Source organism: Acinetobacter sp. MB5 (assembly GCF_003261585.1).
Classification (GTDB): Bacteria; Pseudomonadota; Gammaproteobacteria; order Pseudomonadales; family Moraxellaceae; genus Acinetobacter.
Genome location: NZ_POVU01000003.1, coordinates 153,940 through 168,596, shown reverse-complemented (window position 1 = coordinate 168,596; position 14,657 = coordinate 153,940). Strand labels below are relative to the sequence as shown.

Genomic DNA, 14,657 nt, shown 5'->3' with positions numbered 1-14,657 from the left:
TTTTATGCTGGCAGGGCACAACAGGACAATATTTTAAAAACAAGGAGTGACAATGATGTCTAAAAAAGTCGTGGTTTTAACAGGTGCAGCAGGTGGTTTGGGTGCAGCATTTGCCCGTCGTCTGGCAGAACAGGGTTATCGTTTGGCACTGGTCGACTGTGTCGATATGCAGGAGCAGATACAACAATTGCAGGCATTGGGCGCAGATGCTCAGGCATTTCAGTGTGATTTGAGCAATCCCGATCAGATTCAGCATACAGGACAAAAAATTTTGCAGCATTTTGGACGTTGCGATGTGTTGGTGAATAATGCCGCCTATATTCCCCTGCAAAACTTTGAAGACAGTAACTTCTTGGAATGGAAAAAAACCATGGCGGTGTCACTGGATGCGTCCTATCTGCTCAGCAAAATCTTTGCGCCGAACATGATTGAGCAAGGCTGGGGACGGATTGTCAATTTTGCATCGAGCAATACAGGTCGTCCGCAAAAAGGTTTCTTGGGCTATATCGCAGCCAAAATGGGCGTGATTGGTCTCACCCGCGCGCTGGCAGTGGAACTCGGAGATCGTGGCATTACTGTGAATGCAATTTCCCCAGGGCTAATCAAGCATGAGGGCAGCGAACAAGCCTTGCCTTCGGAACTGTTTGAGCATGTGAAAAACAGCCAGTTTATTAAACGGAATGGTGAACCAAACGATTTGGCAGGCGTGCTGAGTTTTGTGATTTCGCCTGAGTCGGGTTATATGACTGGGCAAGTCTTTCATGTCGATGGTGGGTTTTTATTTTAATCATCAAATGATAAGGATAAGCACATGAAAGTTGCATTGATTGGTGCAAGTGGGATGGCAGGCTCCAGCATTTTAAATGAGCTGGTGGCACGAGGTCATCAGGTCACCGCGATTGCCCGTTCTCCTGAAAAAATTGCCCAGCATGAACAGGTGGAAGCACGACAGGCGGATATCAATAACACGGCACAACTAACGCCGTTACTGGCAGGTCAGGATGCGGTGATTAGTGCCGTGCATTTTACTGATACGCAGATTGAGCATTTACTGGATGCCCTGAAAAAGACCATTGTACCGCGTTATCTGATGGTTGGTGGAGCAGGGGGATTAACCCTAGAGTCTGGGCAGCGTTTGGTCGATGATCCGAAATTCCCCGAGCATGTCAAACCTGAAGCATTGGCAGGCATTGCGATTCTGGAAACCTTGCGGCAGCAGCCTGATCTCAACTGGACAGTGCTGTCGCCCTCCATGATTTTTAAATCGGGCGAACGCACAGGGCAGTTCCGTTTAGGGAAAGAGGAACTGTTACTCAAAGAGGGCATGAGTCATATTTCCACACAGGATTATGCGGTGGCACTGATTGATGAATTAGAGTATCCACAACATATTCGCCAGCGTTTTACTGTGGGGTATTAATTCAAACCAGTATTGAAGTTAAATGAAAGGAGGGCTTATATAAGATGAATATAAGCTCTTTTTTGCATGTTTAAATCAGCTGCATCTTATATCGGAAGGTCACCAGACAACTGATTCCTGCGAGTAAATAACACATAAAAATCACCCCACTCATCGACAGTAAAGATGTGCCAAGCAGTGTAGTCAGTGGCGCAGTTATGCCACCAATCGCAAACATTAAAAAGCCCAATAGTGCTGAAGCAGTTCCAGAAAATTCATGCTGACGTGCCATCGCAAGCGCACTGGTCAACGAGCTGATACAGCTTACAGTGGAAATGGTGATAAATAACAGCGCGAGACACAGCAATATCGGTGCTTGTAAGGCACTGGCAATCAGAAAGGCTAAACTGGCAGTCATCGCAATGCCAAGAGCCATCATCAACAGTTTTTTCTCAGAAAAATAATTCAGCAATTTTGAGGTCGCGATTGCAGCAATAATCAGTCCACAGCCATTGACCGCAAACAGCAGGCTATAGCTTTGAGCCGAGAAGTGATAATTTTCCTGAAATACATAAGATGATGCGCCAATATAGGCAAATAACCCACCCATCATCATGCTCTGCATCAGGCATAGTCCGATAAAAATCTTGTCTTTGACTACGGTTGTGAATGCAAGTTTAAATGACTTGTGCAATTGCCCCACACGGTTGGGGTCGTGTGACTCTGCAATCAGGAAATAGCACAGCAGAAAAATCACCACACCTAAAATCGACAAACTGGCAAACAGCCCTTGCCACTCGGTGAACTGCAACTGAATGCCCCCCAATACAGGTGCAATAATCGGGGCAATCCCGTTAATCGCCATAATCAGGGCAAAAAACTGGGCCAATTGTTTACCTGCATAGCGGTCACTGGCAATGGCACGGGCAAGCACAGCACCACCTGCACCTGCAAAACCTTGAATAAAGCGCATCACCACCATTTGGGTAATGTCTTGCACGAACATGCAGCCAATCGAACTTAAAGTAAATAAAGCCAATGCCAGCATCAGTGGTTTTCTGCGCCCAATCCGATCACTCCAAGGGCCAAAAAACAGTTGCCCAATGCCTAAACCAATTAGGGCAGCGGTCAGACTGAGTTGAGAGAGCGGCACGGAGGTATGCAAATCGCTGCTGATTTGTGGCAAGGCAGGCAGGTAAAAGTCGGTACAAATTGGACCAAAAGCTGTCAAAACTCCCAAAATAATTGAATAGCGGATATAAGCACTCATTATTAAACTTCCTCGTTAGGTCGATTGACCACAAAGCGAGTGGTTTTAGGTAAGTACGGTAAAATTTGTTGTAGAACATCTTTCAGCTGTTGCTGTAATTCAATAGGAACAGTCGATAACACTTGGTTATACACATCGGTGGTAATGATCTGTAATTCCTTGAGTTTGTTAAAGCCTGCAACGGTCAGCGACACTTTTTTAAGGCGACGGTCATGTTGATCTTCCACACGGGTCACATAACCTCCTTGTACCAGACGATCGACCATACGGCTGGCTGCATTATGGGAAATTGACGCATTTTCAGCTATTTCAGCAATACTACAAGGACCCTGCTTGTAGAGAAGAAATAGGGTATTAAGCTGACTAAAAGAGAAATCACCATTTAAGGCTTTGCCCATATGTGGAAAAAGCACAGTAGCGACCAAAGCATGTAGATGATCTAAATATTGACCGATTGATTCTGACATCACATAAAACCAAAAATAATATTCATTAAGGAATATAATTCATAATTGCATATAAATCAACCAAAGTATTGTATGAAGCGAAAAGCAATTTGTCCCACAGATTTATTAAAAGAAAACCTATTTGTTCTATGGATACCAGCCATGCTTATAAAGCATTTGTGGAGAGCCAAATCACAGACTAATCTGAATTCCATATCGTGATTCTTTAAATTGGAACAAGGATTAAAAAGGAATTTAGCTATGGCAATTGTAGGTATTGATACATTGCTTTACGGGGTTCAAGACCTTGAAAAAGCGACACAATTTTTTGATGATTTTGGCTTGCAGCGTTTAAGTTCGAATGCTGAGGAAACGGTTTATCGTCTGGCAGAAGGCTCGACCGTAATTGTACGACCGATTGATCATGCATCAATGCCATCTGACTCGGTGTATACAGGTTTTGGCGTCAAGGAAACCATTTGGGGGGTTGATACCGAAGACAACCTGCAACGCTTGGTAGAAGATCTAAAACGAGATCGTGAAGTCACTTTGGGTGAAGATGGTGCATGGCGCTTCCGTTCAGACTGTGGCCTACCTTTGGCACTGCGCGTATTTGACCGTCAAAAAGTGGTGTATTCGACTGACCCGATCAATTCTTCGGGCAATATCAACCGTTTAAATCAGCAACGAAAATGGCGTCGCCGTGCCATTCCCAAAACCATCAACCATGTAGTTTTTGCAGTCAAAGACTATTGGAAAACTTTTGCGTTTTTCCGTGACCGTCTGAACTTTCGCATGTCTGACCATCAAAAAGGGATTGGAACTTACCTTCGTGCCGATGGGGCACATGAGCATCACAACACCTTCTTGCTGAACTGTGAAGTGCCTGGAGCAGGCGGCATTCCACGTTTTCACCATGCCTGTTTTGGCGTGGAAGATTTTGATGAAGTGATGATTGGCTCGAACTATATGACCAAACGGGGCTGGACACATGGCTTCTTGGGGATTGGACGACACCGCATTGCTTCGGCGATTTTCTGTTACTTCGAGTCACCTGTCGGCGGCGAAACCGAATACGGTGCAGACACCGATTATTTGGATGATAACTGGGTGCCGCGTGAATGGGAGTTCCGCTTTGGTACAGCCTCTTGGATGACCAAACCACCTGCTTTCATGCTGGAAGATATTCCTTGGGATGTCGGTTTTTACCAAGGTGAAGAAGCTTACATGCGTGAACTGAAAGCCGAATAAACCCATTCATTTCTAAGGATAAAACTGGATGTTTAAATATTTTGAAACCAACTATGTTTGGAGTCTAGCCGTCGCTGCGGCAATTGAAATGGGCGCAAAAATTGGTGAGATTGAAGCCATGTGCCGTCCACTTGCGAACATTGCCAAAGAGGGAGATGATCCAGGGACTGCGGCATTTTTAGCGTCATGGGAACAGGGGGGGGATAATCTGCTGGCACTGGTCGAAGAAGATAAAGCCGCGGGGCATTTGTTTAGTGCAGGCGACAAACTCAATCGTGCAGCGATTTACTATATCACCGCAGAGCGGATGCAGGCTCATGGCTATGCACCCCGTAAAGCTTTGTATGCCAAGTTTTTAAAGACTTTCCAAGAGGGTATGCAACTGGCAAAAGAACCCTGTGAACGGGTCGAAATTCCCTATCAGAATGGCATCATTGCAGGCTTATATACCCATGCTGAAGGTGTGACAGGCGAAGCGCCATGCTTAGTCATCATTAACGGTTTGGACTCGACCAAGGAAATGGTCTATCGCGCAGGATTATTCCCGCAGCTTCTGGCAAAACGCGGTATTTCCAGTGTGTTCATTGACCAGCCAGGAACAGGAGAAGCCTTGCGCTTGCATGGTTTAACGGCAGTGGTGGAAACCGAACAGTGGGCAAGTAAAGTGGTGGATTATCTGGAGCAACGTCCCGATGTCGATGCCAAAAAGATTGGTCTGCTTGGGGTATCACTTGGTGGTTATTACTGCCCGCGTGCGGTGGCATTTGAACCGCGTTTTGCTTTGGGTGTGGTTTGGGGTGCCAACCATAACTGGGGCGAAATGCAAAAACGCCGTTTGCAACGTGAAGGTGAAAATCCTGTGCCGCATTATTGGGAGCATGTGCGCTGGGTCTGGGGGGCAAAAGATATGGATGAATTCATGGATATCGCCCAACATGTACATCTAAATGGCATATTGCAGAATATTCGTGTTCCATTTTTGGTGACACATGGTGAAGCCGATAAACAGATTCCTTTGGAATATGCACATCAGTCTTACGATCAACTGGTGAATAGCCCAGATCGCGAACTAAAAATCTTTACCCAGCGTGAAGGGGGCGTGCAGCATAGTAGTCTGGACAATACTGCCAATGCTGGCGCTTATATTGCCGATTGGGTTGCTGAGCGTTTTCATGGGCGTTTGGCATAACTTATACAGCAAAGCATAAGATCATTCGGATCGATTTCTTTAAAAGGCACTGAAGACAGTTTTGTTCTTCAGTGCTTTATCTTTCATGACGTTAATTTGCTGTAGAAGATTTGGTAACTACACTTTTGAGGTGTCATAAAACATATAGATCTTTATTTGAAAGTCATTTCTGCAAAGATTGCCTTTAAGCATCTTCATTTAAGCTGGAAAAATCCAGATCACCAGACTTTAATATATCTTTAATAATATCAATGACTTTTCTGCATGGTGGTGTTAAATAAGTATGCGGTGACATCGATAATGATAAATAGCGTTTAATATTGGGTTGCACGATTTTGACTGCCGCGAGTTTTTGATCTTGAGTATGATTCTTAATGGCTTGCGGGCTTAAAATTCCATAATAACGGCCACTTTCAATCAGGTGCATTTGCATACTGATCGAATCTGCTTCAAAGGCGATATTAAGCGCAATTTGTTTTTGACGTGCGATCGTTTCCAGATGACTGACCCAACTGCTTGGTCGACAAAACGTGACCAAAGGCAAGCCATCTAACTGTGCAAAATCAATCGTGGTATTTTTTAATAAAGGATCTTCTTTTTTCCCAACCAGATAGGTGTCTACTTCCGCTAAATATAAATCGCCATTCTGTGAAGAAGATTGAAAGCGATAGAGTAAAGATAAATCGACCGAGCCTTCCTCCAGCCATTTTTCTAATTGAACACCTTGGCCTTCACGGACTGAAAGTTCAATTTGTGGATATTCCTCTTTTAAACGATGACTGACGGCAGTCAGTAATGGATGAGCTGTGGAAGGAATGCTGCCAATCCTCACTTTGCCGATTAAATTTTTACTAGAATGATGAATATCATTTTGTAATTGTTCAGTGAGTTTAATCCAGTGGCGAATCTTGGGAAGCAAAAACAATCCCAAATCCGTCAGTGTGACCCCCCGACCTGTACGGTGAAATAACCGTCCTCCACAGAAATCTTCTAACTCTTGGAGTTGACGGCTAATTTGTGGCTGGCTGGTGTTATAGAACTGAGCCACCTTGCTTAAACTGCCTAAATCATTTGCATCTAAAAATAATTTCCATTGGGTGTAATTCATTTCTCATTCCTGTGAGATATACAAATCCAGTATAACTGAAATATAAAAATAGCGGATTCTCGAACAATTTTATCCATCCTATACTTTAATCATAAAGTTTAAATATTCAATTATCTTATTGAATTATATTAATTTTATATTTTTAATTTGATGATTTACAAGGATACAGAAGATGAGCATTGATTTACGCGGTTTAACACCAGCCCCTGTAACTCCATTTACACGTGATGGCGCAGTTGACCATGCAGCAATTCAACGACTTGGTTCTTGGCTTGGCAGCATTGATGGCGTTAAAGGTCTTGTTGTTCTTGGTCATGCTGGTGAAGGCACATTCCTTTCGCAAAAAGAACAGCAACAAGTGATCGAAAGTTTTGTGAAATCAGTTGATAACCAAATCCCAGTCATTGCAGGTATCACTTTAGAAGGGACGGAAGTTGCAGCACAAGAAGCCAAGCGTGCAGTTGAAGCGGGTGCATCGGCAGGTCTGATTTATCCATCCCATGGCTGGTTGCGTTTTGGTTATCAAAAAGGTGCACCGCAAGACCGCTATAAAGCGATTTACGAAGAAAGCGGATTGCCTTCAATTTTGTTCCAATATCCTGATGCAACCAAAGCTACCTATGATTTGGACACCTTACTCGACATTTCTGCACAACCAGGTGTGTTTGCCATGAAAAATGGTGTGCGTAATATGCGCCGTTGGGATGTGGAAATTCCTATTATTCGCCGTGAACGCCCAGATCTGCAAATCCTGACCTGTCATGATGAATATTTGCTACACACCATGTTCGATGTCGATGGGGCACTGGTCGGTTATGGCAACATTGCACCTGAACTGTTGATTGAGATGATTCAAGCAGGTAAGGCGAAAGATTATAAGAAAGCGCGTGCTATTCATGATCAGCTTTTACCAGTCACCCGTAATGTTTACCATCGTGGTTCGCATATGGAAGGTACGGTTGCACTCAAACATGCCTTGGTTGCACGCGGTATTCTCGATCATGCAACAGTTCGTTCACCGTTACTTCCTTTGGCAGCAGGGGCTGAACAGGAAATTCATGAAGCGATGCGTTTGGCAGGTATCGGTAAAGTCACTGAAAAACAGGCGGTTGCTTAACACTCAAAGGGCTAACATTTTACGTTAGCCCTTTTATCATGTAGGCTGCCTGAGGCGAAGTTCGGACATGAATCTAAAAATAAGAATAAAAAAGGACGACATTGCTGGTGACAGGTAGTTACAGCTTAAAAAACAAAAAGACTACGAGGAATGTAGTTGAAAAGGAGAATGAGGATGACAAATCTAGCAGATACGGAATTAATTCATCATCATCAAAAAAATGCTGAAATTATTGCAAGACTCGAACGAATTCCTGTAACACGTGAGTTGCAATTTATGCGGGTCACTATTGGTATAGCGACGTTTTTTGATGCCTATACTGTTCTGGCAATTGCTTTTGCTTTACCCCAGTTAATCAGTGAGTGGCACTTAACACCTGCTTTTGTCGGCGCGATTATTGCTGCAGGTTATGTGGGCCAATTATTTGGTGCAGTTTTCTTTGGTTCTTTGGCTGAAAAAGTCGGCCGAATCAAGGTGCTGTCTTTTACAATCCTGCTTTTTGTGGCAATGGATATTTCCTGCTTGTTTGCATGGAGTGGCTTATCTTTACTGGTTTTTCGGTTTTTTCAGGGTGTTGGAACAGGTGGCGAAGTGCCTGTTGCCAGTGCATATATCAATGAGTTTATTGGTGCCGAGAAACGCGGAAAATTTTTCTTGTTATATGAAGTCCTGTTTCCTTTAGGGTTAATGTTTGCTGGCATGGCTGCATATTTCCTTATGCCGATTTATGGCTGGAAAGTCATGTTTATTGTGGGGTTGATTCCTTCGGTACTGGTTATTCCGCTTAGATTTTTCCTGAAAGAATCACCACGCTGGTTGGCGTCTAAAGGTCGTTTTGCAGAAGCCGATCAAGTAGTCACTTGCTTTGAGCAGGGTGCAATTAGGCAAGGGAAAGTGCTATCTGAGCCGATTGTGAAAGAAATTAATCCTCAAGCAATGGCAAAAACGGATTGGCGCGAACTGTTTAGTGGCATATATCGTAAACGTACCTTTACGCTTTGGGGCATGTGGTTTTGCGTTTACATGGTCAACAATGCGATGGTGACGTGGCTTCCATCACTTTATAAACAACATTTTGGTTTGTCACTGCAAACAAGTCTAGGTTATGGTTGGATCACTTCAGGTGTTGGGGTTATTGCATCAATCTTATGCGCTTTAATGATTGATAAAGTAGGACGACGCCCTTGGTACACCGCTGCTTTTTTCTTGGCGATTATTCCTTTAATGAGTCTTTCTATACTCGGTGCCAAAACAGCGACACAAGTTCTGGTTTTGGCAACACTGAGCTATGCAATTTTACAGACGATTTCATTCTCACTGTATTTGTATGCTGCCGAGCTTTATCCAACGAGATTAAGAGCGATGGGCATTGGATTTAGCACAGCTTGGTTACGTGCAGGATCTGCAATTGGGCCACTCATGGTCGGACTGGTTGTTGCTGGTTACGGTATCCAGTACGTGTTTAGTGTTTTAGCTGTGGTTGCATTGGTTGGTGGACTTGTAACATTCTGGTTTGCAATAGAAACAAAAGGGCAAATGCTCGAAAAACTCTCTCCTTAATGATTTAAAAACACTCTACTTCTTGTTGATGGCTTAGTGCTCATAGCAGCACTAGGTCCAGCCTCTTTTTATCTTAAAAAAGGATTTTATGATGAAATTTGCAAAAATTTTAAGCTTATCTATGGCTACGATATGCTGTCAGCATGTGCTGGCAGATGAGCTTGAAGATCAAAGCTTGGAACTCAAACTAAATACACGATATTTTTCAGATAATGGTCAGGCACATGCATCTACCCTAAACCCAAATCCTAAAACAACTCAATATCAGCAGTCAGCTTTGGGCGCAGAATTAAATTATAAGTCGGCATATTACGATGACCTGATTGGACTAGATGCATCTCTTTACGGGGTAGTGAAACTTGCAGATTCTGGAACACCGACTGTACAGCTTTTAGATGTTCGTCCCAATGGAAAATTAGACACGGGTTTTGCCAGCGTTGGAGTTTTAGCGATAAAAGCCAAGTTAGGCGAGGGGAATGAGCTTCGTATCGGGCGACAAAAGGTCGATACCATGTTGATTAAAAGTACATTTAACCGAGCTGTACCCGATACATTTTCTGGTGTGAGTCTACGCTATCAACTACAACAAAACTGGAATGCATATGCAGGATATTACAATAAGTGGCAACCTAGAACAGCAGATAAATTTACAAGTTTTGTGACAGACAATAATCAAAAAATTAACTATGTCGCATTAGTTGGAATGAAATATAAATATGACCGTTGGGGACTGAATGCTGAGTATCTGAATAGCGCTCACTATTTAAAGAAGTATGGTTTGATCGCTGATTATAGTTTGCCATTATCAACAAGCCGTGTGGATTTTCGCTCTGGGGCAATGTTTTCAAGAAATGCTGGTGACCTGTTTAAATGTGGTGCAGAAGCTGATCTTGATTGTATTAAAGGACAAAGTATTGAAAACCGTGGACAAGGGTATTTTGTTGAGGCCACATGGAAAAAAAATAATTGGGAGTTAGGCGCAGCCCTAACCAAAATATATGGTTTCTGGATTGAAGATAACTACTCCACCAGATCGGCACGTGATCAGATTTTAATTCAGGATAATGGAACGAATCCCTTTCCGACATCAACCGTAATTGGGCCAGATTTTACAAATAGGGATGAATTGGCATGGATGGCAAGAATCAGATATAACTGGAAAGACTATATCCAAGGCTTAAGTACAGAGTTTAAATATATTACGGGAAGTGGTGCACATCAAAGTAACATTCAAAGTGATGTCACTGGAAAGGAACATTTTACCGAGTTTACGCTTGCCTATAAAATTCCATATTTAAGACATTTAGATTTTCGTTATTCTTATCTCACCTATCATTCCCGTTTTGATCGAGATAATTTGTCTCAGAAAATAAATGGCATGCTGAAATCTTCATGGCATCAACATCGTGTAGCTTTAACTTATACATATAAGTTTTAGCAAGACATACTCTGTTGTGTATAAACTGATGGCAAAATTAAATTATTTGGGTTTTTATAAGCCCAAGTTTTTTAATATTGATAGGTCTGATTTTTCTTGTATCCCTGCCGTTTCAATTTTTTATCAAGGATACAAGGAGTGATACATGGTGAGCAGTGGTATATACAGTTATGATTCGTTATATATAAGCAAGAAAAAAGGCTTAAACCCTTTAGATTTAAGCCTTTTCAACTTATACATCGTCATATTACGGCATATAAATTTAAGTATATGGTGGAGATGGCGGGAGTTGAACCCGCGTCCGCCAGCATTACGCTCGAGAATACTACATGCTTAGATATCGTCTATTGTTTTAACATTGAGTGACCCGACGAACAGGGTACAAAACGCGATCCTCTTAATTTGGTATAAAGCCCCGAGGCTTGACTTTATACGGACTTGTGTGCGTTCGCTTCGGTCGGGTTCACTGACCACAAGTATTCAGTGAAGCGGACAAGCGGCCCTTAGGCAGCTAGAGCGTAAGTTTCGTCGTTTGCGACTATAAAAATGCAAATTTGATTTACGAGAGGAAATGCGCTCTCGGCATGCATCTATGAGTTTCATCACCAGCGTCGAAGCCAATAACATCCCCATAATGGTTCTCGAAGTATAACATACCAATTGAAAAACTGATAGTTTTTCTTAAACTTTTGATCTATATATGGAATTTGTGGAGTGAAGTTACATAGATTTCATTGGAAATTATAGTGTTATGTTATATCATTAAATTTGTAAGTTTTCATGATGATTTATCTCTGTTTCAAAGCTGAATTTTCTGCATGAAGAATTATGAAAAAGAGGTTGCAAATGAAAACACTTCTCATTTATTATATTGAGGCTTAATCGTCCAACCCAATAGTTGTGATTCATCTTGCCGATTAGATCGCTAGATGAATCGTACATCACAGGTTATTGTTGTGTTATGAGTCACTCTCCCGTGCTGAATTTAGATCCTAACCCAAGCGATCATATGAAAAAGAAAATCCTCACTGCATTAGCCGTTGTTGTAGTTGGACACGTGGGCGTATTATGGGCATTAGGTCAAATGAAAATTCAGGACTTAAAACCAATTCATAAAGATCCATTACACGTTCGTTTTGTTAAGATTCAACAACCTCCAAAACCGTTACCTCCAAAACCAAAAGAAAAACCAAAACCACAGGAAAAACCAAAAGAGGTAAAGGAAGTTAAGATTGTTGAAAAACAGTTACCTCCACCGCCTAAAAAGGTGGAAAAAATTCAACAAGTGAAAGCTCCATCGCCGAAAAAAGCTGTTGAGCAAACAGTGGTGAAAGCTCCCGTGACACCTGTAGTGACCACGACAACGTCAGTCGTGACGAAACCGACACCTCAGCCTGCACCACAACCTGTAACACCTCAACCGAGCGCACCTGCGGCAGATCCATCTCCAAAAACGGTCAGTATTGGTGGTTCAGGAGTGCAGTGGAGCCGTTCACCACACATTTCTTATGATGGTAGTGAGCTTCAAGGTTCAGCACGTAGTGTTGTGGTTTTAATTGAAGCTGATGAAAAAGGCAAAATTACCAAAGTAACGATTGTTAAAAGTAGCGGCGTATCTGCACTCGATGAGAAAGTTCTTCGAGCAGTACGTGGCGCAAAATTTAAACCTTATAAAGAAAATGGTGTTGCGTATCCAATTAAGGCGAAACAACCATTTGATTTAACACCATAATTTACGGCTAATTTATGAAATCAGGAGTTCGAGCATGAACTTTTCAGTCTACTGGCAAAATGCTGATGCAGTAAGTAAAACACTGTATTTTGTGTTAATTGCAATGTCGATCACAACGTGGACGATCTTCGCACTGCGTTTGATGGGTACGCGTCAACTTAAGCAACAGGCATATGCTCAACTCGAACAAGCGCTGACAAAGTTGAAAGCGAAGCTTGCACCACTTGCATTTGAGCAGCGTAAAGCGGTTGCAGAGCAAGCTTTGTTGCGTCAAATCTCTGAAGAAAAAACTTCAGCAGAAAAAGGTGTAGCAGTGTTAGGTACAATTGCTTCTATTGCACCTTTTGTAGGTCTATTTGGTACAGTGTGGGGAATCTTCCATGCATTGGTTGCGGTTGGCCGTAGTGGACAGGCAGGTCTGGCTCAAGTTGCAACACCAGTTGGTGAAGCACTGATCATGACAGGTTTGGGTTTGGGTGTTGCGATTCCTGCGGTACTTGCTTATAACATTTGTGTTCGTGCGAATCGTGCACTTGCACATGCACTTCAAGACAAAGCGCATAGTTTGTTAATTGATACCATGTTGCAACAAGAATCTACAGCACAAACTGCTGCGGTGAATACAACCAAAGCAACACAACAAAGTTATGCTGGAGGTCAAGCATAATGGCTTTTCAATTGGGTGAAGATCACGATACTGGCATGAATGAGATGAACCTCATTCCGCTAATCGATATTATGCTGGTGTTGATGATCATTTTCTTGGTTACAGCAACAGTTGCGAATCCTTCGATTCCTTTAACTTTACCCAAGACAACTGCACAAATTACGACGCCACCACCACAGGCAATTACCATTAGTATTAATGCCAAAGGTGAGGTGGCGTGGAATGATCAAATTATTAGCTTAGATGACCTAGCTCAACGTTTCAATGTGGCAGGTCAGCAAGCAGAAAAGCCAACTGTGCAACTTCGTGCGGATAAAGAATCCCGTTACGATATGGTGGCGCAAGTGATGTCACGTGCAAGCGAAGCCGGGCTGAGTGATATCGCTTTTGTAAGCGAAAATAACTGATTTAAAAATAAAAAAAGCGACCTGATGGTCGCTTTTTTTATGCTTTCAATAAACTCTGGAATTTACTACGCAGTTTGTTAAGTTTCGGTGGAATTGCAAAATTACAGTAACCTTGTGTCGGATTCTTTGCATAATAGTTTTGATGATAATCTTCAGCAGCATAAAAAGTCGGTTCAGATGATAATTCAGTGACAATCTGAATGCCCTCAGCCTTTAGCTCGTTGATTAACGCTTCGGCTTGCTGTTTTTGCTCATCATTGTAGTAGTAAATCACTGAGCGATATTGTGTTCCAATATCATTGCCTTGTCGGTTGAGTGTGGTTGGATCATGTGTTGCAAAGAACACCGTGAGAAGATCATGATAACTAATTTGTTGTTCATCGAAATCTATACGCACCACTTCAGCATGTCCTGTGTTTCCACTACAAACAGCTTCATAGCTTGGTTCAGTACTGTGGCCGCCAGCATAACCACTTGTAACATGAGTCACACCACGAAGCTGTAAGAAAACAGCTTCAACACACCAAAAACAGCCACCACCAAATAAAGCCTGTTGCATATCTATATCCTTAAATGAACTCAAAATATTTTAGTGACTCTGAGAATGAAATTCCATAATCACATGATTAGACTGATCTTTTAATTTTAGCGTCTGCTGCTCAATGCTAAAGCTTTCGACTTTTGCTAAAGCTAAATGAAATTGATCACTGATTTGCATATCATCTATACACATCATTTTAGTCGAGGCTAATGGACTTAGATGTAGTGTATTTCCTTGTATTTGGTAACTGCCAAAAATTCGGTTACATCCATCACTACCACTTACTTGTTTATTGGCGGCATCAAAGCGTAAATAGGGTAGATGTGTACTTTCTTGATTCGATAGTGTCTGCCCATCGATACGATAAAGTTGCCAAACCATTTCTTTGGTTTGAAGCTGCTGTTGCTGTAACGCTGGTATTGAGGAATGTCCAGAAAAGTTGGAGCATGCAGAAATCAAACCAGTACTTGTCAAAATAATCAGTAAAATCAGTTTTTTCATGGCTATAGTTTAATCCTATTTTAGTTGTTTT

General features: G+C 42.3%; 15 protein-coding genes and 1 other RNA gene. 10 read left to right on the top strand and 6 right to left on the bottom strand.

Annotated features, from left to right (window positions below):
- Nucleotides 1-52: 52 nt before the first annotated feature.
- Together C1A47_RS05915 and C1A47_RS05910 are read left to right on the top strand one after the other, a co-directional pair.
- A complete protein-coding gene (locus tag C1A47_RS05915) occupies nucleotides 53-787 on the top strand; it encodes an SDR family NAD(P)-dependent oxidoreductase (protein WP_111893379.1) in 735 nt (244 codons plus the stop codon).
- A gap of 24 nt (nucleotides 788-811) precedes the next feature.
- Nucleotides 812-1,420 carry an NAD(P)-dependent oxidoreductase gene (locus C1A47_RS05910; protein WP_111893377.1) on the top strand — a complete coding sequence of 203 codons (609 nt, stop codon included), beginning with the start codon at nucleotides 812-814 and terminating at the stop codon, nucleotides 1,418-1,420.
- A 70-nt stretch (nucleotides 1,421-1,490) separates the two neighbouring features.
- Here C1A47_RS05910 and C1A47_RS05905 read toward each other — a convergent pair whose 3' ends face one another.
- Together C1A47_RS05905 and C1A47_RS05900 are read right to left on the bottom strand one after the other, a co-directional pair.
- Entirely contained in the window at nucleotides 1,491-2,669 is a 1,179-nt protein-coding gene (locus C1A47_RS05905; protein WP_111893375.1) for a multidrug effflux MFS transporter, read from the bottom strand.
- A 2-nt stretch (nucleotides 2,670-2,671) separates the two neighbouring features.
- Nucleotides 2,672-3,136, bottom strand: coding sequence for a MarR family winged helix-turn-helix transcriptional regulator (locus C1A47_RS05900; RefSeq protein WP_111893373.1), 465 nt, complete (start codon nucleotides 3,134-3,136; stop codon nucleotides 2,672-2,674).
- A gap of 240 nt (nucleotides 3,137-3,376) precedes the next feature.
- On the opposite strand from C1A47_RS05900, the gene C1A47_RS05895 reads away from it, so the two are divergent.
- Both C1A47_RS05895 and C1A47_RS05890 read left to right on the top strand, forming a co-directional pair.
- Complete coding sequence (locus C1A47_RS05895) at nucleotides 3,377-4,366, top strand: VOC family protein (RefSeq protein ID WP_111893371.1); 990 nt, start codon at nucleotides 3,377-3,379, stop codon at nucleotides 4,364-4,366.
- Nucleotides 4,367-4,394: 28 nt separating this feature from the next.
- Complete coding sequence (locus tag C1A47_RS05890) at nucleotides 4,395-5,555, top strand: alpha/beta hydrolase family protein (protein ID WP_111893369.1); 1,161 nt, start codon at nucleotides 4,395-4,397, stop codon at nucleotides 5,553-5,555.
- A 184-nt stretch (nucleotides 5,556-5,739) separates the two neighbouring features.
- On the opposite strand, the gene C1A47_RS05885 is transcribed toward C1A47_RS05890, so the two are convergent.
- Nucleotides 5,740-6,663, bottom strand: coding sequence for a LysR family transcriptional regulator (locus C1A47_RS05885; protein WP_111893367.1), 924 nt, complete (start codon nucleotides 6,661-6,663; stop codon nucleotides 5,740-5,742).
- Between the two features lie 172 nt (nucleotides 6,664-6,835).
- On the opposite strand from C1A47_RS05885, the gene C1A47_RS05880 reads away from it, so the two are divergent.
- From C1A47_RS05880 to C1A47_RS05870, 3 genes are all read left to right on the top strand, one after another.
- The gene (locus tag C1A47_RS05880) at nucleotides 6,836-7,780 is read left to right on the top strand and encodes a dihydrodipicolinate synthase family protein (RefSeq protein WP_111893365.1); all 945 of its coding nucleotides are present in this window, start codon (nucleotides 6,836-6,838) and stop codon (nucleotides 7,778-7,780) included.
- A gap of 174 nt (nucleotides 7,781-7,954) precedes the next feature.
- Entirely contained in the window at nucleotides 7,955-9,340 is a 1,386-nt protein-coding gene (locus C1A47_RS05875; protein ID WP_111893363.1) for an MFS transporter, read from the top strand.
- A gap of 88 nt (nucleotides 9,341-9,428) precedes the next feature.
- Nucleotides 9,429-10,778, top strand: coding sequence for an OprD family outer membrane porin (locus C1A47_RS05870; RefSeq protein WP_111893361.1), 1,350 nt, complete (start codon nucleotides 9,429-9,431; stop codon nucleotides 10,776-10,778).
- 271 nt (nucleotides 10,779-11,049) lie between these two features.
- Here the strand turns inward: C1A47_RS05870 and ssrA are convergent.
- Nucleotides 11,050-11,409, bottom strand: a transfer-messenger RNA (tmRNA) gene (gene ssrA / locus C1A47_RS05865).
- Between the two features lie 330 nt (nucleotides 11,410-11,739).
- On the opposite strand from ssrA, the gene C1A47_RS05860 reads away from it, so the two are divergent.
- Genes C1A47_RS05860 through C1A47_RS05850 form a run of 3 tightly spaced genes read left to right on the top strand, consistent with a single transcriptional unit; the run spans nucleotide 11,740 to nucleotide 13,584 of the window.
- Nucleotides 11,740-12,510, top strand: coding sequence for an energy transducer TonB (locus C1A47_RS05860; protein WP_111893359.1), 771 nt, complete (start codon nucleotides 11,740-11,742; stop codon nucleotides 12,508-12,510).
- A 34-nt stretch (nucleotides 12,511-12,544) separates the two neighbouring features.
- Entirely contained in the window at nucleotides 12,545-13,177 is a 633-nt protein-coding gene (locus C1A47_RS05855) for a MotA/TolQ/ExbB proton channel family protein (RefSeq protein WP_111893357.1), read from the top strand.
- Nucleotides 13,177-13,584 carry an ExbD/TolR family protein gene (locus C1A47_RS05850; RefSeq protein ID WP_111893355.1) on the top strand — a complete coding sequence of 136 codons (408 nt, stop codon included), beginning with the start codon at nucleotides 13,177-13,179 and terminating at the stop codon, nucleotides 13,582-13,584. Before C1A47_RS05855 ends, C1A47_RS05850 begins: the two co-directional genes overlap by 1 nt.
- Nucleotides 13,585-13,621: 37 nt before the next feature.
- Here the strand turns inward: C1A47_RS05850 and msrA are convergent, their stop codons facing one another.
- A complete protein-coding gene (gene msrA / locus C1A47_RS05845) occupies nucleotides 13,622-14,143 on the bottom strand; it encodes a peptide-methionine (S)-S-oxide reductase MsrA (protein WP_111893353.1) in 522 nt (173 codons plus the stop codon).
- Nucleotides 14,144-14,173: 30 nt separating this feature from the next.
- Nucleotides 14,174-14,626 (bottom strand): META domain-containing protein, encoded by a 453-nt coding sequence (locus C1A47_RS05840; RefSeq protein ID WP_111893351.1) that lies wholly within the window; start codon nucleotides 14,624-14,626, stop codon nucleotides 14,174-14,176.
- Between the last annotated feature and the right edge of the window lie 31 nt (nucleotides 14,627-14,657).